19 protein-coding genes and 1 pseudogene are annotated in these 23,219 nt (G+C 67.2%); 8 read left to right on the top strand and 12 right to left on the bottom strand.

From position 1 onward, the window contains the following. Positions 1–14: 14 nt before the first annotated feature. The 7 genes from NU1_RS27225 to NU1_RS27195 all read right to left on the bottom strand — a co-directional run bounded on the left by NU1_RS27225 (position 15) and on the right by NU1_RS27195 (position 6,385). Positions 15–878, bottom strand: a complete 864-nt coding sequence (locus tag NU1_RS27225) for a MerR family transcriptional regulator (RefSeq protein WP_307644927.1) — start codon at positions 876–878, stop codon at positions 15–17. Between the two features lie 23 nt (positions 879–901). Further along, positions 902–2,485, bottom strand: a complete 1,584-nt coding sequence (locus tag NU1_RS27220; protein WP_084521842.1) for a flavin-containing monooxygenase — start codon at positions 2,483–2,485, stop codon at positions 902–904. Then, on the bottom strand, positions 2,482–3,402 hold the full coding sequence (locus tag NU1_RS27215) for a ferritin family protein (RefSeq protein ID WP_067525689.1): 921 nt from the start codon (positions 3,400–3,402) through the stop codon (positions 2,482–2,484). Before NU1_RS27215 ends, NU1_RS27220 begins: the two co-directional genes overlap by 4 nt. A gap of 1 nt (position 3,403) precedes the next feature. Further along, positions 3,404–4,306 carry an SDR family NAD(P)-dependent oxidoreductase gene (locus tag NU1_RS27210; RefSeq protein WP_067525687.1) on the bottom strand — a complete coding sequence of 301 codons (903 nt, stop codon included), beginning with the start codon at positions 4,304–4,306 and terminating at the stop codon, positions 3,404–3,406. 2 nt (positions 4,307–4,308) lie between these two features. Continuing rightward, positions 4,309–5,301 carry an alpha/beta hydrolase gene (locus NU1_RS27205; RefSeq protein WP_084521841.1) on the bottom strand — a complete coding sequence of 331 codons (993 nt, stop codon included), beginning with the start codon at positions 5,299–5,301 and terminating at the stop codon, positions 4,309–4,311. Positions 5,302–5,371: 70 nt separating this feature from the next. Then, on the bottom strand, positions 5,372–5,992 hold the full coding sequence (locus NU1_RS27200; RefSeq protein ID WP_067525682.1) for a GntR family transcriptional regulator: 621 nt from the start codon (positions 5,990–5,992) through the stop codon (positions 5,372–5,374). Positions 5,993–6,034: 42 nt separating this feature from the next. Next, the gene (locus NU1_RS27195) at positions 6,035–6,385 is read right to left on the bottom strand and encodes a winged helix-turn-helix transcriptional regulator (RefSeq protein WP_067525680.1); all 351 of its coding nucleotides are present in this window, start codon (positions 6,383–6,385) and stop codon (positions 6,035–6,037) included. A gap of 120 nt (positions 6,386–6,505) precedes the next feature. Here NU1_RS27195 and NU1_RS27190 point away from each other — a divergent pair, with 120 nt between their 5' ends. Beyond that, positions 6,506–6,832 (top strand): hypothetical protein, encoded by a 327-nt coding sequence (locus NU1_RS27190; protein ID WP_067525794.1) that lies wholly within the window; start codon positions 6,506–6,508, stop codon positions 6,830–6,832. A 7-nt stretch (positions 6,833–6,839) separates the two neighbouring features. Continuing rightward, the gene (locus NU1_RS27185; protein ID WP_067525678.1) at positions 6,840–7,481 is read left to right on the top strand and encodes a cysteine hydrolase family protein; all 642 of its coding nucleotides are present in this window, start codon (positions 6,840–6,842) and stop codon (positions 7,479–7,481) included. Here the strand turns inward: NU1_RS27185 and hrpB are convergent. Further along, positions 7,456–9,915 (bottom strand): ATP-dependent helicase HrpB, encoded by a 2,460-nt coding sequence (gene hrpB / locus NU1_RS27180; protein WP_170264333.1) that lies wholly within the window; start codon positions 9,913–9,915, stop codon positions 7,456–7,458. The two genes, NU1_RS27185 and hrpB, sit on opposite strands and share 26 nt — an antisense overlap. 187 nt (positions 9,916–10,102) lie before the next feature. Here hrpB and NU1_RS27175 point away from each other — a divergent pair, with 187 nt between their 5' ends. Then, positions 10,103–10,873 (top strand): SDR family NAD(P)-dependent oxidoreductase, encoded by a 771-nt coding sequence (locus NU1_RS27175; RefSeq protein ID WP_067525676.1) that lies wholly within the window; start codon positions 10,103–10,105, stop codon positions 10,871–10,873. Between the two features lie 76 nt (positions 10,874–10,949). Continuing rightward, complete coding sequence (locus tag NU1_RS27170; protein ID WP_067525674.1) at positions 10,950–11,249, top strand: hypothetical protein; 300 nt, start codon at positions 10,950–10,952, stop codon at positions 11,247–11,249. 112 nt (positions 11,250–11,361) lie between these two features. Here NU1_RS27170 and NU1_RS27165 read toward each other — a convergent pair whose 3' ends face one another. Next, complete coding sequence (locus NU1_RS27165; protein WP_067525672.1) at positions 11,362–12,375, bottom strand: LLM class flavin-dependent oxidoreductase; 1,014 nt, start codon at positions 12,373–12,375, stop codon at positions 11,362–11,364. A 100-nt stretch (positions 12,376–12,475) separates the two neighbouring features. Between NU1_RS27165 and NU1_RS27160 the strand changes: the two genes are divergently transcribed. Together NU1_RS27160 and NU1_RS40680 are read left to right on the top strand one after the other, a co-directional pair. Beyond that, positions 12,476–14,038, top strand: coding sequence for an adenylate/guanylate cyclase domain-containing protein (locus NU1_RS27160; protein WP_067525671.1), 1,563 nt, complete (start codon positions 12,476–12,478; stop codon positions 14,036–14,038). A 113-nt stretch (positions 14,039–14,151) separates the two neighbouring features. Then, positions 14,152–14,703: pseudogene (locus tag NU1_RS40680) on the top strand (phosphatase PAP2 family protein); the annotation flags it as partial. Here NU1_RS40680 and NU1_RS27150 read toward each other — a convergent pair. Next, positions 14,691–15,401 (bottom strand): hypothetical protein, encoded by a 711-nt coding sequence (locus NU1_RS27150; RefSeq protein WP_067525668.1) that lies wholly within the window; start codon positions 15,399–15,401, stop codon positions 14,691–14,693. The pseudogene NU1_RS40680 and the gene NU1_RS27150 sit on opposite strands and share 13 nt — an antisense overlap. Positions 15,402–15,718: 317 nt before the next feature. On the opposite strand from NU1_RS27150, the gene NU1_RS27145 reads away from it, so the two are divergent. Beyond that, positions 15,719–19,654 carry an nSTAND1 domain-containing NTPase gene (locus tag NU1_RS27145; protein WP_067525666.1) on the top strand — a complete coding sequence of 1,312 codons (3,936 nt, stop codon included), beginning with the start codon at positions 15,719–15,721 and terminating at the stop codon, positions 19,652–19,654. Between the two features lie 20 nt (positions 19,655–19,674). On the opposite strand, the gene NU1_RS27140 is transcribed toward NU1_RS27145, so the two are convergent. Continuing rightward, the gene (locus NU1_RS27140; protein ID WP_157553093.1) at positions 19,675–19,953 is read right to left on the bottom strand and encodes a hypothetical protein; all 279 of its coding nucleotides are present in this window, start codon (positions 19,951–19,953) and stop codon (positions 19,675–19,677) included. Between the two features lie 540 nt (positions 19,954–20,493). Continuing rightward, entirely contained in the window at positions 20,494–22,116 is a 1,623-nt protein-coding gene (locus tag NU1_RS27130; RefSeq protein ID WP_245720330.1) for a putative glycoside hydrolase, read from the bottom strand. 90 nt (positions 22,117–22,206) lie between these two features. Here NU1_RS27130 and NU1_RS27125 point away from each other — a divergent pair, with 90 nt between their 5' ends. After that, positions 22,207–23,202: a polysaccharide deacetylase family protein gene (locus tag NU1_RS27125; RefSeq protein ID WP_245720329.1), complete on the top strand. Its 996-nt coding sequence runs from the start codon at positions 22,207–22,209 to the stop codon at positions 23,200–23,202. Positions 23,203–23,219: the final 17 nt, after the last annotated feature.

Raw genomic sequence — 23,219 nt, 5'->3', positions numbered from 1 at the left:
CCAGCTGGCGTGGGCTAGGGCTGCGGCTTCTTCTCGGCGCTGCGCTTTTCGACGGCGATCTCCAGATAGGCGCTGAGTTCGCTCTCCAGTACCCGGTCGAGGGCTTGCGCGAGCGTGTTCTGCACCGCCGTGACGCCGAGCTCGCGAAGGTGATTGAGCATTTTGGTCAGGGCGGCGGTCTCGGCACCGGTATCCGGGAGCCAGCCCGGCCCGTGCTCGGCGACAATCTGATCCTTGGCGGCGGTGACCATGAGCCGGGCAATATCGTCGACCCGTTGACCGACCGCCGCGTAGACATCGATGAGACTGTCCAGGTGGTACCCGTAGCCGTGCAGGGCGGCGAAGGTCGCGAGCAGTTCCGGCTGGGTGAATTCGACGGTATCCCCGTGCAACCGGGCCAGGCCCAGATCGGCGAGCCGCTCGAGTTCCGCACCGGTTACCGGATCGCCGTCCACATCGCCGAGGAAGGTGTCCACCAGTTCGCGCGGAACCTCCAGGGGCTCTTCGGATTTGCCCCAGGTGGCGGTGACGGCCTGTTGCAGGCCGAGTACCTCGGTGAGGTCCTTGCCGGTTTCCCAGCTGGTAATGAAATCGGCGATATGCGCGGTGGTGAACCCGCGCTGCAGTAGCGAATCGATAATCCGCAGCCGGGCGAGGTGGGAATCGTCGTAGATGAGTGCGCGACCGCTGCGCCGAGTGGGGGTCGGGAGCAGGCCGCGTTCCTGATAGGCACGCACATTGCGGGTGGTGGTGCCCGCGGCGTGGGCGAGATCGTCGATGCGGTACTCCGCCATCTGAGTCTCGCCCTCCCTGTCTCGCGGTTGCCGGTCGACCAGGCGCAGCGCCCATGCCCCGGTGCGGGTGAGCACCGAGGGCATGGGCGGAACACCTCGCGTCGACATTAGCGGAGGGAAAGGGCGATTCCGCTGTCGGCACCGGTGAGCCGCACCGCGTCCCGAGGGGTCAGGACGTAATCGTCGAGTTCGACCCGGGCCAACTGCCGCACGTACTGGGTGCCGAATCCGGGGTACATGGTGGAGTTGAAGCCGTCCTCGGTGAGATACCAGCTGCGGCAGCCCGAGTTCCAGGTGGTGGAGCCCAGCCGCTGTTGCAACCGGGCGTTGTAGCGGTCCTGGCGGTCGCGCCGCACCTCGAGCATGCGCAGATCACGGGCGAGTAGCACACCGATGGCATCGGTGAGGTACTCGATCTGCGCCTCCATGTAGACCAGCGCCGAATTATGGCCGGGGCCGGAGTTCGGACCGAAGGTGAGGAACAGATTCGGATAGCCCGAGACCGCGACGCTCTTGAAAGCGTATGCGCCCCTGCTCCATTCGTCCCCGAGCACGCGGCCGTCGCGACCGGTGATCGGTATGGGGGCACCGGCCTTGGAGACATCGAAGCCGGTGGCGAAAACAATGCAGTCCGCCTGATGCTCGATACCCTCGGCGGTGCGAATACCGTTCGGGGACAGTCGCGCGATCGGCCAGGTGATCAGTTTGCAGTTCTCCCGCTGCAGCGCCGGGTAGTAGTCATTGCTGATCAGCAAGCGCTTGCAGCCCGCCCGGAAATCCGGGGTGAGCTGCCGACGCAGCCAGGGGTCGCCGACCTGGGATCGTAGATGCAGCAGGGCAACCGACTCGACCACCCGGGTCAGCGGCGTATTCCAGACAACGCCCAGGGCCACCGACTCGTGTCCCCAGAACCAGGCATCACGTGCCAGCCGCTGGGTGATCGGGGCCTGCCGGTACAGCCGCCGGGTCGCCGCGCTGGTGCGACGGTTCGCCCGCGGCAATACCCAGCCGGGTGTGCGCTGGAATACCTTGACCGACGCGGCCCGCTCGACCAGTTCCGGAATGATCTGCACGGCGCTGGCGCCGGTGCCGACCACCGCCACCTTCTTGCCGGTGAAGTCGTAGTCGTGGTCCCAACGGGCACTGTGGATCTTGTGACCCTCGTAGGTCTCGATCCCCGGCATATTCGGGAAGCTGGCATTCGACAGCGGGCCGGAGGCGACGACAACGGTGCGCGCCTTCACCTTTCGCCGATCGGCCGCGAAGGTGATATCCCACAGGCCGCTCGCCTCGTCGAACTCCATACCGATGACGGTGTGGTCGAATCGAATGCTGGGGCCGATATCGAACTTCCGCACCATCGACTCGATATAGCCCAGGATCTCGCCACTGCCGGAGTAGGTGTGCGACCAGTCCGGATTGGGTGCGAAGGCGAAGGAGTACAGCCGCGACGGGATATCGCAGGCCGCACCGGGATAGGTATTGTCGCGCCAGGTGCCGCCGACCCGGTCGCCGCGCTCGAAGAGGGCGAAGTCGGTAATGCCCTTCTGCCGCAGTCGAATCGCCGCGCCGATACCCGCGAAACCGGCACCGATGATTGCCACGTCCAGTGGCTTGGCGGTGGAGGCTGCGCCCACCGGTCGCTCGCTACGCTCGGCTGCGCCCACCGGTCGCTCGCTACGCTCGCTCATGCGACGGGCTCGTAGGTGAGTTCCTTGGACCAGGTGGGCTGCGGTCCCAGGAAGCGATCCGGAATCCGCGATGTCACCTTGACCATGGCGTCGGCGAACAGATGGTAGGGATGGTCGCGATTGATCACCCAGCTGCTGTGCATCTTCACAATCCGGTACATCGGCACCCGATTGGCGATCGGCGTGCGCTCCCCCACCGCCTTGAACTTCCGCATGGCCGCGTAGAGCTTCTCCTCGTCGACACCCATCTCGACGATATTGTCGCGCATCTTGTTCAGCAGCGGCACATAGCTGAGCACGCCGACGATGAACGACGGTTTGACCCAGCCACCGACCAGATCGGCGGCGAGTTTACGCACCGTCGCGTGGCCGAGCAGCTCCATGACCGCGTAATCGGTGGCCAGGTGCCGTGATTCATCGGCATTGATCTTCTTGAAGACCTCCTGCGCGACGGGGTCGTCGATCTCATCGGTAATGAACTTGATCAGCGCACCGTCCAGGGCCACCTCGAGCATGGGGATGACGGTGCCCAGGAACGACAGCGACATATCGTCGGCGTGCTTGTCCAGGAAGTCGATGACCAGTTTGACATTGATATTCGGTTCCGGGATCTCCTCACCGTCGAGCATCCCCCACCGGCGCATCAGGGCCAGTTCGGCATTGGCGTGCCGCTGTTCCTCGGCGTGGAAGTAGCGGTAGATCTGCTTCAGTGTCTCGGTCGGCGCCTTCTGCGCCATGGCGGCGAAACCGCGCGCACCGACATTCTCGATCCACATCAGATCGGCCATGAACGGCTTGAGCTTGGCGTGCAGCGCGGGGTCGATGAGTTCGGCACCCGGTGCGTCCCAGTCGATATCGGCCAATGCCCACTGCCGGGACTCGATCTTGGTCAACATATTGTCGAAGTCGAAAGACATGTCAGACTCCTGTCTTCGCATTGCTCGGGACGGTCGTGGGGACCGCGGAATCGTTTTGCGGCAGTACCCGGTTGAGGACACCCAGGGCGTGCGCGTAGAGGGCGGGGAAATGCCGTTTGAGCAGCCAGACCGCGTGCGCGTCCAGTTGGGGCAGCACATAGAGGCGGCCGTGGTCGTGTGAGTCGAGGGTGGTGCGCGCGACGCGTTCGGGTGAGAAGCCGGTCCGGCGCATGAGCTCGTCGGCCAATCGCGAAGAGGCCGAGCCGATCCGGCCGTCGCGCACCACATTCGTCTTGACGAAGGTGGGGCACAGCACGGTCACCGCGACGCCGCTGCCGGACAGCTCCGCGGCCAGGGTCTCCGAGAGGGACATCACCCCGGCCTTGGATACGTTGTAGACGGCCATACCGGGGGCCGCGGCGAAACCCGCCGCGGAGGCGACATTGATGATGCCGCCACGGCCGGCGGCCCGCAGCTGCGGGGCGAAGATCTCACAGCCGTGTACGACACCCCAGAGATTGATCCCCATTGCCCACTGCCAGTCATCGAAACCGATAGCGCCCACCGGTTTTCCACCGATGCCCACGCCGGCGTTATTGATGATCAGGGTGGGCGGGCCGTGGAAGATGAGCTCGGCGTGCAGTGCCAGACTCTCCACGTCTTCGCGGCGGGATACGTCACAGAACACAGCGTGCGCGGTCCGCCCGTAGGTGCGCTCGATCAAGCGGGCCGTTTCATCGGCTCGGTCCTTGTCGATATCGGCGCACAGCACTTCCCCACCGCGAGCGGCGATTTCGAGTGCGAACGCGCGGCCGATACCACTTCCCGCACCCGTCACCACGGCTTTGGCTCCGTGTGATCGGCGGTTGCCGAACACCGGCAGCACACTGTCGAGAATCGACATGGTCAACTCACCTTCGTCAGGAGCGGTGCGGCCGCCAGGGCGGTCGCGATGAACTGCTCGGCGCGGCGCAGTGCCGGCACCGCTTCGGGAACCAGGAGAGGTAGCGCCTGGAAGACGTGGATGCGGCCGGGCCACAGTTCCAGCTCGCTGCGCGCCCCGGCGGCAACAGCCATATCGTGCAGGTGCTGGGCGTCGTCGGCGAGCATCTCCCCCGCACTGGCCTGCACCAGCAGTGGCGGGAGGGCGGTGCCCGTCGGGATCTCGAGCCGCAGGCGCGGCGAATCAGGCTGTTGCCCTTCGGTATAGAGCTCGATGAGACGGCGGCCGGTATGGGCCGGGGCCATCGGGTCGGGGAGCTCCCGATCCCGGCGCTCGGCCAGTGTCAGGGTGAGATCCATCAGCGGCGAGAACATGAATACACCCGCCGGTTGCGGGGTTTCGGTCCGCGGGTTCTGCAGCAGCAGATCCAGCGCCAGGTGCCCGCCCGCGGAGTCGCCGCCGATCACCAGATTCTCCGGCCGATAGCCATTGCCGAGCAGCCAGCGGTATCCGGCCTCGACATCGTCCGCCGCAGCCGGGAACGGGTGTTCGGGAGCGAGGCGATAGTCGATCAGGAATACCGGCAGCCCCGTCAGCTTCGACAACCGTGAGGCCAAGCCCCGGTGCGTGCGTGCCGAGCACACCACATAGCCACTGCCGTGGATGTAGTAGATGGCGCGCTCGCCGTGGTGTACCCCGGCCGCGCGGACCCATTCGCCGCGCACTGCGCCGGATCGAACCCGCGACACCCGGGTGCCCGGCAGGGTGGGCCCGAAGGCGGCCATTACGCCGGCGATCAGCCCGCGCCCCACCTGAATGCCCGCTTGATTACGCGGTAGCAACCCATTGATTCGTCGCAACCCGACAACCGACGCCATCGCCGCGAGCCGCGCTTGTCGCGAGGCCGATGCGGGGACCGCCGATCCGAAGGTCGCCATTGACCTTGTTCTCGTCATAACTAGAGCATCAGCCCCCAATGCGCCATTTGTCAATGGCACATTGATGACGGAGTGTGTTCGTTTCGGATTACACCAGGTCGCGGGGGCGCGCCGGAGCTACGCCGAAGAGTGCGGCGAGATGCCGCCGCAGCGCCGTCGCGGCCTCATCCACGCGACCCGCCGCGATCAGTTCGGCCAATTCGCGATGCTCCTCGGCATCACCATCCGGGCCGTAGGTCCCGACGGCGGCGGCGACCAGGCGCAGGTGGCGATCGCACAGATTGCGGAACATATCGGCAATGAGCGGATTGCCGGCGGCCGCGACCAATTTCTCATGAAATCCCAAGCCCGCCAGCTGACTTTCCGAATCGGCATCCAGTCGCTTCAATAGGTCCGCACCCAGCTTCGACAGCGCCGCGGCGCCCCGGGCGGCAACGGCAGCCAGCGCGAAGTCCTCCACCATCAGCCGCGCCTCACCTACCGCGCGCGCCTCACCCAACCCCACCGGGACGACAATCGCGCCGCGCTTGGGATAGAGCTCGAGAAATCCTTCGGCCTGTAGTCGGAGAAACGCCTCACGCACGGGAGTACGGGAAACTCCCAATTCCTCGGCGATCTGCCCCTCGGAAATCAGTTCACCGCCGACGAACTGGCCGTCGAGCAGCTGTCCCTTCGTCCACTCGTAGGCCCGATCGGTCGTCTGCGTCATGAACCGATCCTGTCACACATAGCCGCAGCCTATGACCAGCCTTCAGCGTGGTGGGGCAACGGTTTCGACCGTGACTCCGGTTCTCTCACAGCGCTTCTCGCCCCACTCGTAGAGGGCGGTCAAGACCGGGACCAGGCTCCAGCCCTCATCGGTCAGGTCGTACTCCACCTGCGGTGGAACGGTGTCGAAGACGGTCCGGCGAACGAAACCGGCGGACTCGAGTTCGCGCAGCTGTTGGACCAGCATCTTTTCACTGGTGGTCGGCATGAGGCGACGGAGTTCACCGTAGCGGCGGACGCCCTCCTTGAGATGGGCGAGGATTACCGGTTTCCATTTGCCGCCGATCAGGTCGACGGTTACCTCGACTGGGCAGTAGTAGCGCTTCGTGGGCATCTCTCGCCTCGGGTGCTTACCGAAAAGTGCGTTCTTGTAACACTGTAATCATCGCGATTCCATGGACCTGTGCCGCCGCGCACGGCAGCGGTACTGGTGCAGACACGGAGTTCACATCCCATGAAGGTCATTACTTTCGACCGCTTCAAGCCCGGGGTCACCATGGAGACCATCACGCCCTTCCTACCCGAGGAAGTCGCCAATGTGTGGCGGCTGTGGAAGGCCGGGATTGTGCGAGAGAACTACGCGCGGGCCGATGAGCCCGGTGTGGTGATCGTATTCGAGGTCGACAGCGTCGAGGAGGCCAAGCGCTATGTCGACGATTTTCCGCTGAGCAAGAAGGGATTTCTGGAGTGGAGCTACATTCCGGTGATCGCTCCGCTGCCGCTGGAGGCGCTGATGGACGCCTCGGTCGATGTCTCCGAACCGTACGACCGGACCAGGTGAGGCCGGTATGCGGTATGCCTACGGCCTGACCATTCCGCAGACTGTCGAGGATGCGTGCGATCGGGCGCGAATGGCGCTGGTGATCTACGACATGCAGGTGGGGATCGTGCGGCAGATTCCGGATGGTCAACGGATTGTGGAAGCCTGCGGCCAGCTACGAGATAAGGCACGGGAGAATGGGTTTCGGGTCTTCTACACCCGACACATGTCGATTCCGCCTGCGGCGGCGGGCGTCTCGCAGCTGCGGACAGCCATGGAGTGGCAGCGCGTGGACGACCCGATCGAGGTGCGCGGCTCCTTTCCACAGGGATCTCCGCAGTACCAGCTGATACCGGAACTCACACCCGGACCGAACGAGATGGCTTTCGACAAGATCGCCATGTCGGCGTTCGGGGGAACACCCCTGGATATGGCGTTGCGCGACTTGGGATTCGACAGCTTCGCCATTGCGGGCATCGCCCTGGAGATCGGTATCGAACCCACCGTGCGGCACGCCACCGATCTGGGCTACCTGCCGATCATGGTGACCGATGCCTGCGGTGCGGGGCATGCCGAGGCGGCCGAACGTTCCTACGCCACCCTGGCTTTCGCGGGCGGCTCGCGCACCACCGATACCGCCACACTCATGAAGCTGATGAGCCGCGGTTGATCCCGCGGGCGGTGCCGCGGTGGGCAGGGACGGTGGTGGGGTCTTCGGGCCAGGCGTGTTTGGGATAGCGGCCGCGTAGTTCGGCGCGGACCCGGGGCCAACCGGTGTGCCAGAAGGAGGCGAGGTCGGCGGTGACGGCGATCGGGCGCTGGGCGGGTGAGAGCAGGTGCAGGAGGACGGCGGCACGACCGTCGGCCAGGCGCGGGGTGGCGGCCCAGCCGAAGACCTCCTGCACCTTGACCGCGAGCACGGGTGGATCGGCGGCGTAGTCGAGGCGAATATTGCTCCCGGAGGGCACTTCCAGGCGTTCCGGTGCGAGTTCGTCGAGGCGGGCGGCCTCGGGCCACGGCAGGAGTCGGCGCAGGGCCTGACCGGCGTCGATGCGTTCGAGGTCGGTGCGGCGGCGGGCGGTGGCCAGTTCCGGGCCGAGCCAGGTGTCGGCGGCGGCGAGCAGGGCCTCGTCGTCGACCGGTGGCCACGGCGCACCGAGGGTGCGGTGCAGGAAGTCGAGGCGCTGTCGTAGCGCGGTGGCGTCGGCGGTCCAGCGCAGCAGGTCGAGGCCGGTGGCGCCGAGCCCCCGGCGCAGGGCGGCGGCTACCAGTGCGCGGTCTGGATCGCGTAAAGGCCGCTCCGACAGCACAATCGCGCCCAGTCGCGTCACACGGCGCACGACGACGTCGCCCTCGATCCAGTCCACCTCGTCGCGAGTGCCGAGCAGATTCGGTGCGGCGCGGCGGGCCAGATCCTCATCGGCGGTGGCGGCCAATCGAATTCGCCCCTCGGAGCGGCCGGGATCGCGCCCGGCGACCGCTACCGCGAGCCATTCCGCGTCGGCAATACCGGAACGGGGTGGCAAAGTGACGGCGGTCCCGCCTGCCATCAGGTAACTCGCGGACCCCGGGGCCCGACGACGTGCGAGCCGTTCCGGATAGGCAAGTGCGGCAACATAGGCGGGGTCGTCGAACTCGCTTCGTGGCCCATCGACCAGTCGGGCCAGACGATCGACCTCCCGCCGCCACCGCGCGGGGCGGTCCCTGCGCAGGGCCTGGATGGCGGCCACCAGGTCGGTGGTGGGCGCGAGGGTGTCGTCATCGAGGAGCGCGACCACCTCCGCGGCCCGCTGCGCGCCGACCACGGCCGCACCGTCGAGCAGCGCCCGCGCCAGCCGGGGATGTAGACCGAGGGCGGCCATGCGCCTGCCGCGATCGGTGACGGCACCGTCCGCGTCCACCGCTCCCAGGGCTCGCAATACCTCGCGCCCGGCCGCCAAACCACCGGCGGGCGGCGGATCCCACCAGGCGAGCGCCTGCCCGTCCGCCGTTCCCCAGCAGGCCAATTCGAGCGCCAAGCGGGTCAGGTCGGCGGTGCGGATCTCCGGTTCGGGATAGGCGGGCAGCGTGGCGTGCTGATTCTCCGGCCAGCATCGCCAGGTGCGGCCGGGGGCTTCACGACCGGCGCGACCGGCCCGCTGCTCCGCCACGGCGGCGGAGACCCGTACGGTCGCAAGGCCGGACAGACCGCGGCGGTGGTCGATGCGCGGCACCCGCGACAGTCCAGAATCGACCACCGCGCGCACACCCGGCACGGTCAGGCTGGATTCGGCTACCGCCGTGGACAATACGATCCGCCGCCGCGTACCGGGCCGCAACGCGATGTCCTGGGTGTTGGCCGACAATCTGCCGTGCAGGGGTACGACATCCACATCGCGCAGCCCCGAAAGCCGTTCGGTAGTCCGGCGGATCTCGGCCGCGCCGGGCAGGAAAACCAGTATGTCGCCGGCGGTTTCGGCCAGTGCGGTGCGCGTCGCGCGCGCCACCTGCGCCTCTATGCGCTCATCCTTCAGTGGCGGCACGTAGGCGAAATCCACCGGGTAGGCGCGGCCCCGCACTTCGAGTACCGACGCCCGACCGCCGGAACCGCCGAGCAGGACGGCCAACCGGTCGGCGGCGACGGTGGCCGAGGTGGCGAGCACCCGCAGATCCGGGCGCAGTCCGCCACGCGCATCGAGCAGCAGCGCCAAGAGCAGGTCGGCGTCGAGATGGCGTTCATGGCACTCATCGAGCATGACCACATCCACGCCCGCCAATTCCGGATCGTTCTGCAGTCGCCGCACCAGCAGGCCCGAGGTGACCACCTCGATCCGGGTCCCCCGCCCGACTCGGCGGTCACCGCGTACCGAATAGCCGACGGTCTCCCCGACCTGCTCCCCCAGTAGCGACGCCATGCGCGCTGCCGCCGCACGAGCCGCCAACCGTCGTGGCTCGGCGACCACCACTCGCCCCTCGACGGTGGCGGCCAGGGCCAAGGGGACCAGCGTCGTCTTGCCGGTGCCCGGCGGTGCGACCAGTACGGCTGTACCGTCGGCGGCCAGCGTGTCAGCGATCTCGGCCAGGGCCGGGCGGACCGGCAGGTCGGGAAGTTCAGGCAGGTTCATCGCTGATCAGTGTGCCCGGTCCGCCATGGCGGTCGAGGTCGCGATGGCACCTTCGCCCGTCGGGGGCTGGGCCGACACTGCGTGTGGAACCCGAAGTCCCGTTTTGAGCGGGCGGCGGTCAACTCAGCGGTCGCAGTGCGTGAACCAAGCATTTGCTTGGTGGCCGCGGTTGGGATATAGAGAACGCATGGACGATTTCGGTCACCGCTCCGGCGTGGCACTGGTACTCGGCGCCAGCGGCGGTCTCGGCCAGGCGACGACGCGCATGCTGCTCGAACGCGGCAGCAATGTGGCGATGACGTACTTCCGATCGGCGAACGCGCTGGAACAGCTGTTTTCCAGTGCGGCATCGTGCGGTCGTACGGCGGGTTCCTGGCAGCTCGACCTCGCCGACGCGGATCGGGCAGCCGAGGTCGTCACCGAGGTGGTCGCGGAATTCGGCGCGATTCACACGCTCGTCTACGCCGCCGGACCGCATGTGCCGATGGTGCACCTGAGCCGGGTCACCCCCGCCGACTTCCGCAGACAACTGGTGGACGATGCGACCGGTTTCTTCAATGCCACCCACGCCGCACTCCCGCATCTGCGCGACAGCCGCGGCAATATCGTCGCCATCACGACCGCCGCAACCGCCCGTTTCCCGGTGCGCGATGCCCTGTCCAGCACCCCCAAGGCGGCCGTGGAGGCCCTCATCCGCGCAATCGCGGTGGAGGAGGGGCGATTCGGCATTCGCGCCAATTGCGTCGGCCCCGGTATGACCACCGTCGGCATGGCGGAGCGCCTCATCGACACCGGCGAAATCGATAGCGACGCACTCGATATCACCCGCGCCAATATCCCCCTGCGCACCTTCGGCGATGCCGAGGATATCGCCGAAGCGGTCTGCTTCCTCGCCTCCGACCGCGCCGACTTCATCAGCGGCCAGAAGCTGGATATCGACGGCGGCTACGGCGCGTAGCCGCGGAGTCCGGCTCAGCACTCCCCATCGAGGATCGGCGCAAGCGCTTTCAACGGGCCGCGACGGCATCAGAGGCATGGCGATACTGCGCACCGCGACCGTCGGGATCGATTCGTGTTGTCCGACCGCCGATCCGGCTGGAGCGTGCCGCAATATCCGGGTGCGGCCGACTGTCGGCGTCGTGGCGGCTCAGGTCGGCGACCCGAGCGAATACGACGGCGTCCTCCTCATCGAGGTTGACGCCGCGGTGTCGGCATACCCCCGCCATCCCGGCAGGCTTTTGGCCGAGATCCACTACTGCGGCGGTGTGGATTCCGGCCAAAAGCACGCCGGAATGACGAGATGGGCAGGCGACATAGCGACGCCGATTCAGTAAGCCCGGCGCACGCCCTGACCGGGGTTCTGGGGCATGCCATGGGTATCACCGCCCCTGCGATGCGGTCCGCGACAAGGGTTTCAGCGGCGGAAGTCGCTGGACGCGCGTCGGGTCACTCCGCCGCTACGAGGGTGTTCAGGCCGACCGCCGCGGCCAGGCGGCGGTGCGAGTCGAGGCGGGCGGCTCGGTCGTATGTGCTGGTGTGGACCAGGATTTCATCGGCTCCGGTGCGGCTGATGAGATTGTCGAGGGCCACGGTGACGGTGGCTTCGGGGCCGTGGATGTGACCGCGCAGGGATTCGTCGAAGATGCGGCGTTGGCGGGCCGTCATATCGATGCGGTCGATCTCCGCCGGGGGAAGCAGGGCCGGGAATTCACCCTGGGTGCGGGAGTAGGCGGCGGACCAGGCCTCGGGGAGCAGGAGGCGGTGGGCCGCTGCGGTGGTGTCGGCGATGACCGCGGAGGTGGAGACGATTACGTAGGGCGTGCTCCGCTGGCCGGGTCGGAAGGTGTTGCGGTACTGGTCGATTGCTCGGACCATGGCGTCCTCGCCGGAAATCGCGGCGATGACCAGTGGGAGGCCGAACTCGGCGGCGCGCTGGGCTCCCGAACCGGTGGCGAGGAGGAAGGCGGGGACCGGTAGACCCTCGGCCGGCCAGGCGTGCACACCATTGCGGGCGGCGGCGAAATAGCCCAGGAGTTCGGTCAATTGGGCATCGAAGTCCTCGGCGTCGCCCTTGTCGTGTCCGAGGGCCCGGCGGACGCCGTCGGTGAATCCCACCGAACGGCCCACACCCATATCGATCCGCCCGGGGTACAGCGACTCGAGGACCCCGAACTGTTCGGCGACCACCAGTGGCTGGTGATTGGGGAGCATGACGCCGCCGGTCCCCACCCGAATGCGCTCGGTGGCCGCGGCGATGGCGGCGGCCAATACCGTCGGCGCGGATCCGGCCACGCCGGGCACGCTGTGGTGTTCGGTGACCCAGAAGCGGCGGTAACCCCACTGCTCGGCCAGGCGCGCGAATTCGACGGTCTCGCGCAGCGCCTGCGCGGGCGTCTGGCCCTGCCGGACCCGGGAGCGGTCCAGAATCGAGAAGCGCGTCGCGTGCGGTGCCGTGGTCATACCCCTTGCCAACGTCGGCGCGCCGCGTTGATTCCTGCGCCGCCGACCCGGAACGACCACGCTTCGGAACGCGACCGGTCGGCCCGCATAGGCTGGCGCCATGGTCGATAGTGATCTGACACCCGCCGCGCTGGGCACGAGACCCTGGGGCTCGCGACTGCTGGGCCCCGCCGAAGAGGGCGCGATGTCGCGGCGGGTCCGGGTGCAACTGCTACTGACCGTGCCCCTACTCTTCGCGAATTCCATCGGCGTCGTCGTCGCGGTGGTGCTGACCGGGTTGGTGCTGCCGGGGCCGTCGATATTCACCCGGGAACTGGCCCTGCTGAACTTCGTGGCCGTACCGGTCTACGTGGCGTTCGCGCTGGCGGCCGGATTCGCCTGGGGAACAGTGTGGGGGCTGCGCACCCTGCGCTGGGCGACCGATCCGGATTCGGTGCCCAGCGAGGCCGAACAGGCCGCGGCCGCCGCGGTACCTCGACGCCTGGTGCTGCAACAGGCCCTGCTCTGGTTCGGCGGACTGCTGGTGCTGGCCCCGCTGTACGGGCTCGTCGATCCGGCGCTGATACCCAAGATCGTCCTCGGCGTCGGTTTCAGCGCCGTCGTCGTCTGCGCCAACAGCTACCTGATCGCGGAATTCGCACTGCGGCTGGTGACCGCGCGCGTACTCGATGCGGCACCTCGGCGGCGACGCCGCGGCCTCGGCGTGTTCGGGCGGTCGCTGCTGGTGTGGGGACTCGGCTCGGGCACACCGGTGGCGCTGCTGATGATCGTGGCGGTGTTGGCGCTGTGCGGGATGGATGTCAGCACCGAACGCCTCGCGGTCTGTGTCCTGTCACTGGGCGGCGCGACGCTCGTCTTCGGCCTGGTGTTGATGATGCAGACCCTGGCGGCGACGGTCGCACCCATTCGCGGTGTGCGCAATGCGCTGCGGCGGGTCGAGGACGGCGACTTCGAGGTCGCGGTCACCGTCTACGACGGCACCGAATTGGGGGAACTGCAAAGCGGTTTCAATCACATGGTGGCGGGATTGCGGGAACGCGAACAGATTCGGGATCTGTTCGGCCGCCATGTCGGCCGCGATGTGGCGGCGGCGGCGCTGGCCGGTCATCCGGAACTCGGCGGCGAGGAATGCGAGGCCGCCGCCATCTTCATCGACATTATCGGCTCCACCACCATGACCGCGACCCGCCCGGCGACCGAGATCGTCACCATGCTGAACGAGTTCTTCGCCATCGTCGTCGACGAGGTGGAGCGACATGGCGGACTGGTCAACAAGTTCGAGGGCGACGCCGCGCTGGCCGTGTTCGGCACCCCCGCGCCGCTCGCGGACTCCGCCGGGGCGGCGCTCGCGGCGGCTCGCGCCATCCGCACCCGGTTGGTCGGTGCGACAACCGAATTCGACGCGGGTATCGGTATTGCCGCCGGACGGGTGGTCGCCGGTAATGTCGGCGCGCACCGCCGCTACGAATTCACCGTTATCGGCGATGCCGTCAATGAGGCCGCCCGCCTCTGTGAACTGGCCAAACACGATGAGAGTCGGGTACTCGCCTCCGTCGGTGCGGTGCAGGCGGCCGAACCGGACGAGCGGGAGCACTGGAAGCTCGGCGAGTCGGTGATATTGCGCGGACGCGTCCGCGAGACCCGGCTGGCTCGACCACACTGAAATCCGCTCGCACCCACTGTCCGCCACGGAGGCTGCTGCCGAGCAGACTGTGATCGGCGCGGTCGCGCGCTCCGGGAACCGCTGCACCGGATCCCGAGCGGCGGTGGTTCATCCTCTGGTACGTGGTGTTTCCCGTGGTCGGGCCGATTCTGGCCTTCGGATCATGGGGCAACGGCTACGAACTCGCCGATATCTGGCCGAATGTGGTGCCCCCCGTGCCCGATTCGGTCGGGCCGATGCCCTTCGACGGCATCACGCCACGCAATTGCATGCCGTCATTGCATACGGCATGGGCGTTATCACTGTTCATCCACTCACGCGGCGGTCCGCGCTGGTTGCGCTGGGGCGGTACGTTCTGGCTGGTCGGCACCCTGATCGCCACACTCGGCCTCGGCGCGCACTACGGCATCGACCTGGTGGCGGGCGCGGCACTGTGCTTGACCGTGGAATCCGCACTGCGGGATCCGGACCGGGGCTGAGATAGCGCGCGGGTGCGTCTGGTGGGCTTCGGCATAGCCGTATTCGCGGGTGTGCTGCTGTGTGTCCGCTTCCTCGCGATACCCACGGCGACCTATCCGATTCTGTTCGGTATCACCATTATCGGTGCGCTCGGTGCACTGGCGTACCTGTTCTACAGCACCTGGTTCGCGAATCAGAATTCTTGATCCAGGTCGGCGAAGCGTGCGGTGAGGATTTCGTCGAGTAACCGGCCGAAGGGCTGTGCGGGTTCCATGGTGCCCGCGTAGACCGGGAGCCCCAGTCCCGGTTCCAGGTCGCAGGAGACGCAGGCGTAGAGGCCGGTCTGGGTCAGGGCCACGGCCAGGGTGCGGGTCGAGGCGGGTTCGGCGGTCCAGCCGGGGATGCCATCGGGGTAGCGGGCGGCCTCGGCGAGGGTGCGCATGCCACGGGGGCGCAGCGGCCCGAAGGACCGGCGGTCGGGTGCGGTGAAACCGGCGTGGACCTGCGAGAGGAAGGTGCGCAGCGGCCTGGGGACGCAGAACCAGAAGGGCGGGACGTCCGCCCCGAAAGTCGCTGGGTCCCAGCCTATCCAGCAGACCACACGCCTGTGGTCGGACTCGAGGTGTTCGAGGGCGTAGACGAGGACCCAGTCATCGCCGAGCCGACCGATGCGGACATCGGCCAGCTCGGTGTAGAGAGCGTGGGCGAATTCCGGTATCAGGTCCAGGAAGTCGGCGTTCCACAGGTGCAGGGCGGCGATCTTACGGTCGATCGCGTCCGCGGCGGTGCGGATGGGTTGCCAGCGTGGCGGAAAGTCGTCGGTGACGGTGTCCGGGAATACGATGGCATGCAGTGCGCGGCCCTGTGCGAGTGCCCGCTGGATCTCGGCGAGGTCTACCGACACTGAGCTCACCAAACTCTCTGCCCTACCGGGCGAATGCGATTCGGGACGCCGCGCGGGCCCCGGCCGCGCGGAAGTAGGCCGTCGCCCGGGCACTCCCCTCGCGGTGCCCGGACGACTGAGCCCGTCCGACCCCTCGTCCGTTCGGGCAACCACAACGTTAGGAACCGGCCGGCCCCGGCAAAACCGAACAATCGCCCGAAACCAAACAATTCGCAGGTAGGGGCCGGTGCGGACGTTTTCCGGACCGGAGAAATTCGGCGCCTCGCATCCGCCTCCGGACACCCGGTAGTCTCACCTCCGAGTCATCAAGGGGTGCAGTGAGTTCCAAAAGCGAGGAGGCGAGCCGGTCCGCCGCGCCGCGGGTCGTATTCGCCGAGCGGTTCGGTCAGCTGCATACCGCCGCGGGCGCTCCGAAACTGACGCGGTTGGCGGAGCACGCGCGGACCCGCTTCCCGGAAGGCTCGCGACCCCGCGGCGTGTCCATGCAGCGCATCAGCGATTGGCGGGCGGGTCGCAACGTTCCGGCCAAATGGGATTCGTTCCTGCCCGTCCTGCTCACCCTGATCGACGCCGCCCGCGAGCGCGCCGAACCGGTGCCCGCCGAATTGCTGGATGTACGGCAGTGGCGGCGTTTGTGGACCTCGTGCACCGCCGAGCGGCCCGCCCTCCCCATCTCGGTCGGCTGTCCCTATCCGGGGCTGACCCAGTACGGCCAGGCGGATGCCGAACTGTTCTCCGGGCGCGAACGCGCGACGGCCGAGCTCACCGAACTCGTCGGAGCGGCAACGGGCATCATCGCCCTGGTCGGCGCATCCGGTGCGGGTAAGTCCTCGCTGCTACAGGCCGGACTGATTCCCGCTTCGACCGCCGACCGCGAGGTGCGCGTCATCAGTCCGGGGCGGACGACAGCACAGGAGCTGCTCGACATCGAATGGAAGTCGCGGCGGCCGCGCCTGCTCATAGTCGACCAGTTCGAGGAGCTGTTCACCGCCCACCCGGAGGATTGGGTGCACGAGGCCTATGTGACGGCACTCGAATCCCTCACCACACCCGAGCAATCGGTGCCGACCACGGTCGTCATCGCCATCCGCGCCGACTTCTACGCCCGGTGTATGGAGCATCCCGTGCTCCTCGCGGCGCTGCGTGACCGCAGCTATCTCCTCGGTCCCATGGGCCGGGAAGAGCTGGGTCGGGCCATTACCCGACCTGCCGAGATCTCCGGTCTCACTTTGGAAACCGGCCTGGAGGAGCTCGTCGTCAGCGAGCTGTGCGAGATGCACGGTGCGGATCACCACGGCTACGATCCGGGACTGCTGCCGCTGCTATCGCATGTCATGGCCGCCACCTGGGAGCGCCGCGAGGGCCGCAAACTCACTGTCGCCGGGTATCGCAGGGCCGGTGGCGTTTCGGGTTCCGTCGCCGCCACCGCCGAACAGGCGTGGACGGCGCTTTCCGAGCCCGAACGGGTGGTGGCGCGCCGCATGCTGCTGGCGCTGGTGAATGTCGGTCGCGACAGCAAGGACACCCGGCGCACGGTGCGCCGCACCGAACTTCCCGATATCGCCACCGATTCGGCCGACGCCGCGCTGGAGATACTCGCACGCAGCCGACTCATTACCCTCGCCGCCGACTCGGTCTATCTCACCCACGAAATCGTGCTCGATGCCTGGCCTCGACTACGCGCGTGGATCGACGAGGACCGGATCGGCTACGTGGAGCGACAGCGACTCGATATCGATGCCGCGGATTGGGCTGCCGCCGAACGTGATCCGTCGCGGCTCTACCCGGGCCCACGACTCGATATCGCCCGTGCGCACGCGGCGGGCGGAGCGGTCAGCTCGGTAACCCGCGAATTCCTCAGCGCCGCAGCGGCCGCGCACACCGGGAAACAGCGTCGCACCCGGGCATTGCGGATCGCTGCGGCCGTGGCCGTGGTAATCCTGCTCGCGCTGTCCTCGATCGCCTTCGTGCAGAACAAGCTGGTGCTGCAACGCGAAACCGATAAGCTCATCGCCTCGCTGCTGTCGGAGGCCGATACGCTCGTCGACACCAATCCGTCGCTGTCCGCGCAACTGGTCCTGGCCGCCGATCGCATCCGGCCCCACGATCCGGGCATCGAGTCGCGGGTACTGCGCAGCCAGACCCTGCCATTGGCCACACCGCTACGCGGCCACAGCAATACGGTCAACGAGGTCGCCTTCGCCACCGGCGGCGAGGTGCTCGCCTCGGCGAGCAGCGATCGCACCGTCCGACTGTGGTCGGTGCGCGACGAACCGCGCGAATTAGCGAAACTCCCGGAGGTTCAGACCTCGGTTACCTCGGTCGCCTTTCGCGTGGACGGCGAAATCCTGGCCGTGGCCACGGATTCCGGCTCGATCCGCCTCTGGAATGTCTCCGACCCGGCCCGGCCGCGCACATTGGGGCAGGGTCTGACGAACGGGTCCGGCGCACTGCGGGTGGCATTCCACCCGGATGGCCGCACCCTCGCGGTGGGCAGTACCGACCACACCGTGACGCTGTGGAATATCGCCGACCCGACGGCGCCGGTCAGGGCTCGCGTGCTCTCCACTCCTGCTCCGGTGCGGTCGCTGGCCTTCTCCCCCAAGGGGAATCGACTGGTCACGGCGAGCAATCCGATCGATGCCCCGAGCAGCTACGAGCAGTTCTCTCAGCCGTCCGGAGGCTCGCACGTGCTCGTGTGGCCACTCGACGGGGCCGGTGCTCCGGTAGCGATTCCCACGGCGAACCCGGCACATCGAGTCGATGCGGTCGCCTTCGCCCCCGACGGAGCGACCGTGGCTATCGGGCAGGGCGGCCCGCTCATCGATATCGCGCTGTGGGCCGAAGCCAGTGTGCGCCTGTGGTCGATCACCGACACCGAACCACGGCCGCTCAGCGAATCCGTCCGGGTCGACTCCCGATCGGGAGTGTGGTCGCTGGCCTTCAGCCCGGACGGACACACGCTCGCGATCGGCGGCGATGACGGCGCCCGTCTCTGGAATGTCACCGATCCGACCCGCCCGGCCGAACTCGGCGCGCCCTTGCGCAGCGGTGCGACCAGCTGCCCCGATCCGGCCGCCGCCTGTCTGAACGGATCGCGATCGGTGGCCTTCGCACCCGACGGTCGACGGCTCGCCACCGGTGACGCCACCGGCTTCGTGCAGCTGTGGTCACCGGCTCCGGCTTTCGTCGGCGGGCTCACCCAGGACCTGATCCCCGCGTATGTCGACGACGCGGGACAGCGAATGGTAACCGGCTGGGACAGTGGGGAACTGCAACTCTGGGACCTCGCGAATCCGTTCGAACCTCGGCGAATCGCCGCCATGGCGAGCGGCTCCGGCAGTATCAGCCCGGATGGCATGCTCCTGATGGCGGTACCGCAGGGCAGACAGTCACCGGTGCGTATCCTCGATATCTCCGACCCTGCGCATCCGCGCGTCCTCTCGGAGTTCCCGGGTGCGACGGCCGCGCGTTTCAGCGCGAACAAAACCCTGCTGACACTGTCCGGCCAGTTCGACGGCACCCCTTCCGACCGTCCGAAAGCACAGTTCTGGGATATTGCCGACCCCGAGCGCCCCCGCCTGCTCGGCACCCCGATCACGGAGTCGATATTCACCGATGGCACCCTGGGAATGCTGGCGAACTATGATGGCAGCCTGATCTTTTCGATCGGGCGCGAGCCCAATGCCGCAGGCACCCTCGAGAATGTGGCGAAGCTCTGGAACGTCTCCGACCCGGCCCGCGCCCGTTTGATCGGACGGACCGTGGGCGCGCCCGACGCACCCTTCTACTCGGGGTTCCTGCCGCAGGATCAGCGCACCCTCATTACGGTGAGCCGTGCGGCCATCGAACTCTGGGATGTCGAAGATCCGAATCGATGGACCCGGCTCGGAGAGGTCGCTCCCGCCGATGGCACCTTGGTCGCCACGGCCGATATCACACCCGATGGCCGTCGTATGGTGACCGGCGACAGCACCGGCGGCATCCGCCTCTACGACGTGTCGAACCGCGCCGCGCCGCGCGCACTCGGCCCATCGCTCCTCGAACCGGGCATCATGACCGGCGGCGTATTCGCGACACTGGTCCCCGCTCGCGATCTGGTGCTGGGTGCGGGCTTGCACGGCCAGCTCGTGGTGCTGGATCTTAATCCGGCGCCAGCGGTCGAACGCGTGTGCCGAATGACCCGTACGGTGCTCACGCCAGAGGTCTGGCAGCGCTATATACCGGAGCGAACCTTCGAACCACCTTGCTGAGCAAAGTATTTGGCGACCGGCTAGAAAACCCCGGCGCAGAAGGGCTGACAGGTGTCGGATGTGGGTGATGTCGCCGGAGGGCCGTCATCGAACTCGGCATTGCTCACCAGCACCATCACCATGACCGACAGGATCAGCACCGCTACGCAGGCGACGGCGATAATCGCCCAGTCGAGTTGCTGGTAGGTGACAATCACCTCGGGGGCGGTGTCTGGGTCTATATAGGTATTCGCCGTGGGCGGACTGGACAGCTGGTCGATTACGCCGCTACCCCAGCCGTATGCCGATGTGGGTGGCACGAGGATAGTCCCCATTTCCGAACGAGCATCTCGCGATTCAGGGCCGCGACCAGGCTACACCTCAATAGCCGATATGCATAACACGAAGGAGGATTGTCCCAGATGTCCAATTCAAGGCCGTCTGAGTCAATTACCTTGCCCAGTGCGCACTTTGAGTGCGCGGCACTCGAGAACACGTTCTCGCCTTGAGTAATACCGCAATGAATTGTTATATGCCACAACATGTATCGGTGGCGGCATGATCGACTCCGTGCAACCTACTGACGAGTAGCCCCATGGGTTACCGTCCGGTAGGACAGGTCGGGACGGTTCGACGTCGGGGTCGAACTTCAAGCGCGATGGCGGCCAATTCGGCGGCGGGGCTGGATATCCTCGACGAGGAGCCGGAACGGGTCGCCAGGCTGTGGCACAACGCCCGGGTATTCCACGCCGCCCTGCGTGCGCGCGATCTCGATCTCGGTGATTCCCAAGGGACCCCGATTATTCCGGTGATCGTCCCGGGCGAGATACGAGCCGGATTCGTGGGCACTGAGGTCGAGTTCAATTCGGGTCGATCCCACCACCGTGATAGCGCGTCGCCGCATTCCACAGGAAGAAGCTGTCGATGCCCTGTGCGGCGGCCGCTTCGATCTGCGCGCGCACTTCGGCATCGCCGTAGTTCACCCCGAGGCTGAAATCCTGTAGCCACGGGATAACTTTCGCGCCGGTGCCCTCGACTTGCCGTTGGAAGTCCACCAGTGACCGGAAGATGATGTCGTAGGGCTGGCCATTGGGATTGGCCACGCCGTACTCTCCGGAGTTCCAATGCGAGGGGTACAGCATGGGCGCGACGTAGTCCACATGCTCGGCCATCAGCGGAATGTCCTGGGCGATCTGGTCCGGGCGGGTGGAGGCGATGCCGAAGACCGCCGCGCTCTGGTACGCGCCTGCGGCGCGCACCAGACCACGGCTCTCGCGCAGGAATTCGGCAATGGAGACGCTCGGCGTATCGGTCAGGCCCGGGAAGGCCATCTGCGACAACGGCCCATCGGGACGGCGCACATAGTCGTACATGACCTCGTCGAAGCCCAGGCGGGCCGCCTCGGTGGCGAGATCGATGTTGTAGCGGCGGACTTCGGCATTGGCGAGATTGGTGAACGCGATCGCTCCGTAGCCGCTGGCATACGGCTGACCACCCGGATTCTGGGCCACCCAGTCCCGACGACCGCTGTTCCATGCCCACTCGGCCAGGGTGGGATCGCGGAAGGCCACGATTCGGCCGACCACCCGTAAATCCATATCGTGCAGGGTTTTCAGCGCGGCCGGGGCGTCGTAGATGGGGCTGGCGGCACCGGATTCCCGGGCGACGGGGACCTGGGAGGCGTAGCCGATCACGCCGTCCTCATCCTTGATATCGAGTTGGACGGTATCGATGCGGCCCTGCCGCGCCAGATCCAGCACGGCCTCCCGCAGGCCGTCGTGCGACCAGGCGTGCGCGGTGACGTGCACCGCTCTCATGCGCGGCACCTCGACCGTCGTGGTGATGGGCTGGGTGGTCTCATTGCCCGCGGCGTCCACCGCCACTACGGCCGCGCCCGCCGGTGCGTGCGGCAGGGTGATGGTGAAGCTCCCGTCCGCCGCCAGCTCGGCCGGTGTGCCGTCGATGGTGACCTGCTCGGCACCGGTCGCCTTGCCGCTCAACGTGACCGGCTCGCGGTAGGAGTTCACCCGTTCCGGCTGGTTGAGTTCGAGCGTGGGTGCTTCAGCATCGACGGTGAAGGTCCGCGAGGTGCCCGGGCCGGTGCGCAGGAACCCGAACAGCCCGCCCGCCGGGATCTCGGCGGTGATCGTATGGTCGCCACTGCCGAGTTCACCGGGCCGGTAGACCACGGTGTCACCGGCCACCTGACCGGTGACCGACTCGCCGTCCAGCTTCAGCTCGACGGCATTCGGATCGTGGCCGCTGGCATTCACCACCAGTTCCAGCCCCCGCAGCGCCTCGGCGTTGACGACGCCGTCTGGAATTCCGTTGAGCGCCATGCCCTCCGGCTCCCCCCGGACCGCACCGACCACCACCGCGGCGATCGCGATTGCCACCACCGACACCACGACGACTACCGCCAACCGCCACCCCACTGGGCGCGGGACCCGCTTCAGCAACGCGAACTCCAACTCTCGTGTCAACTACCCACCACTATCCACTGCCGCCGACCCCGCCATGGCAACTTCGCGACTCCGGTCCGAAAGATGTTGGCACACATTAAGGTTGACTGGATGCCCAGGAAGTCGAAGATGGCCCCGCACGCCGCGGGTGTGGCGCTCGTACTCATGCTGGCCGCCTGCGGTACGCCGGAGCTGACCGTCTCGGAACCGCACGCCGATACATCGGCTCCGGCCACGACGCCCGCCCCGGATCCAGCCGCCGTGGGCGCGAACGAGCTGGGGGTCGTGCCCATACTGATGTACCACCAGCTGTCGGAGACGCCGGCCGGTGAATACGACCAGACGCCAGCGGAATTCCGTGATGAGCTGGAGCGGCTGTATCGGGAGGGCTACCGCCCGATCACGGTGTCCGACTACATCTCCGGCCGGATCGATATCCCGGCGGGTACGCATCCGGTGGTGCTGACCTTCGATGATTCCACGACCAGCCAGATCTCGTTCACGCCGGACGGTGATCCGACACCCGACTGTGCCGTCGGCATTCTCGAGGAATTCCGCACCCGCTACCCGGATTTCGCGCCCACGGCGACCTTCTTCGTGAACAACGATCCGTTCGCGGGTGAGGTACGGGCACTGCCCTGGCTGGCGGAGCACGGCTACGAGATCGGCGCGCACACCGCCACGCACGCCAACCTGTCCGGGCTCGACAGCGCCGGGGTGCAGCGTGAACTGGCGGAGAACGTCCGCGCCATCACCGCGGCGGTACCGGGCAGCACCGTGCGCGCGATGGCCTTGCCGCTGGGCATTTCCCCGACCGATCGCGCCGTGGCCGCGGCGGGCAGCTGGGATGGTGTGTCCTACTCCTTCGACGCGGTCATGCTGGTCGGCTCCAACCCCGCCCCCTCCCCGTACGGAGCCGTCGATCCGGCCGCTGTCCCCCGCATTCGCTCGGGCCGCGATACCGTGCCGTTCGACTCCGCGTACTGGCTCGACCGCCTCGCCGACCAGCGCTACACCTCCGACGGTGACCCGGATCGAATCTCGTTTCCGCACAGTTTGTCCGGGGAGCTGGCCGGACAGTGGGCAGATCGGGCCAACGCCTACTGACCGCCACGGGTATGTGG

The organism is Nocardia uniformis NBRC 13702 (assembly GCF_001613345.1).
Lineage (GTDB): Bacteria > Actinomycetota > Actinomycetes > Mycobacteriales > Mycobacteriaceae > Nocardia > Nocardia uniformis.
This window is presented reverse-complemented; position numbering and strand designations above follow the sequence as displayed.

Bases quoted from the DNA above. Each gene is read 5' to 3' on its own strand.
- NU1_RS27225 (WP_307644927.1), bottom strand. From the start codon at position 878: ATGCCCTCGGTGCTCACCCGCACCGGGGCATGGGCGCTGCGCCTGGTC.
- NU1_RS27220 (WP_084521842.1), bottom strand. From the start codon at position 2,485: ATGAGCGAGCGTAGCGAGCGACCGGTGGGCGCAGCCGAGCGTAGCGAG.
- NU1_RS27215 (WP_067525689.1), bottom strand. From the start codon at position 3,402: ATGTCTTTCGACTTCGACAATATGTTGACCAAGATCGAGTCCCGGCAG.
- NU1_RS27210 (WP_067525687.1), bottom strand. From the start codon at position 4,306: ATGTCGATTCTCGACAGTGTGCTGCCGGTGTTCGGCAACCGCCGATCA.
- NU1_RS27205 (WP_084521841.1), bottom strand. From the start codon at position 5,301: ATGACGAGAACAAGGTCAATGGCGACCTTCGGATCGGCGGTCCCCGCA.
- NU1_RS27200 (WP_067525682.1), bottom strand. From the start codon at position 5,992: ATGACGCAGACGACCGATCGGGCCTACGAGTGGACGAAGGGACAGCTG.
- NU1_RS27195 (WP_067525680.1), bottom strand. From the start codon at position 6,385: ATGCCCACGAAGCGCTACTACTGCCCAGTCGAGGTAACCGTCGACCTG.
- NU1_RS27190 (WP_067525794.1), top strand. From the start codon at position 6,506: ATGAAGGTCATTACTTTCGACCGCTTCAAGCCCGGGGTCACCATGGAG.
- NU1_RS27185 (WP_067525678.1), top strand. From the start codon at position 6,840: ATGCGGTATGCCTACGGCCTGACCATTCCGCAGACTGTCGAGGATGCG.
- hrpB (WP_170264333.1), bottom strand. From the start codon at position 9,915: ATGAACCTGCCTGAACTTCCCGACCTGCCGGTCCGCCCGGCCCTGGCC.
- NU1_RS27175 (WP_067525676.1), top strand. From the start codon at position 10,103: ATGGACGATTTCGGTCACCGCTCCGGCGTGGCACTGGTACTCGGCGCC.
- NU1_RS27170 (WP_067525674.1), top strand. From the start codon at position 10,950: ATGGCGATACTGCGCACCGCGACCGTCGGGATCGATTCGTGTTGTCCG.
- NU1_RS27165 (WP_067525672.1), bottom strand. From the start codon at position 12,375: ATGACCACGGCACCGCACGCGACGCGCTTCTCGATTCTGGACCGCTCC.
- NU1_RS27160 (WP_067525671.1), top strand. From the start codon at position 12,476: ATGGTCGATAGTGATCTGACACCCGCCGCGCTGGGCACGAGACCCTGG.
- NU1_RS27125 (WP_245720329.1), top strand. From the start codon at position 22,207: ATGCCCAGGAAGTCGAAGATGGCCCCGCACGCCGCGGGTGTGGCGCTC.